Raw genomic sequence first — 694 nt, 5'->3', positions numbered from 1 at the left:
GCCAACTGGTCGGCCAGCTCCGTCAGGACGGCCGGCGGGCAGGCCACGTCGTCGATGCCGCCCAGCAGGTGGACCGGGGGGCTCACCGGCTCCGGGGTCCAGCCGGCGCCGCCGAGCGCCGCCAGGTCGCGGCGGAGTCCGGGCAGCAGCAGTCGGATCACCAACTCGTCGGGCAGCTCCAGTTCCGGGACGATGCCCCGGGCGCGGGCCGCCGAGAGCAGCGAGTGGTCGTCGAGGCCGGCCAGCGCGTAGCCGGGTGGCCCGGGGCGGGGTGGGGCGGAGAGGACCAACCGCAGGTCGGCGGGCCAGTTCGCCGCGTGCCGCTGGGCCATCCGGTGTGCCACCGCGGCGCCCAGGCTGTGCCCGAGCACGATGCCGGGGCCGGCGAGGTCGGTGGCGAGCAGGTCGGCGTAGAAGTCGGCCAGTTCGTCCAGGTCGGGCGGCGTGCCGTGGGCGTGGGCGGCGGGTGGTTGGGCGGCGACGACCGTCCAGTCCTCGGTGACCTGGCGCACCAGCCGCGTGAACGACCTGGCCGAGCCGCCCGCGTACGGCAGGCACACCAGGCGGTACGGTCCGCCCTCGCGCAGCACCAGCCTGTCGGGTCCGGTCCTCATCGGGTGGCTCCCGTCGGCGTGGGGGTGGGTGTGGGGGTGGCTCCGGAGAGGAGGAGGGCGGTGGCCGCGCCGTCCGGGTC

At 76.8% G+C, this 694-nt stretch carries 1 protein-coding gene; it reads right to left on the bottom strand.

Features of this window, described 5'->3' with window-relative positions; all coding sequences use genetic code 11:
* Positions 1–614, bottom strand: a 614-nt coding sequence (locus KUM32_RS39595; protein ID WP_217146577.1) for a thioesterase II family protein, incomplete at its 3' end; no start/stop codon positions are given.
* Between the last annotated feature and the right edge of the window lie 80 nt (positions 615–694).

Source organism: Streptomyces sp. AC627_RSS907 (assembly GCF_019049165.1).
This window is presented reverse-complemented; position numbering and strand designations above follow the sequence as displayed.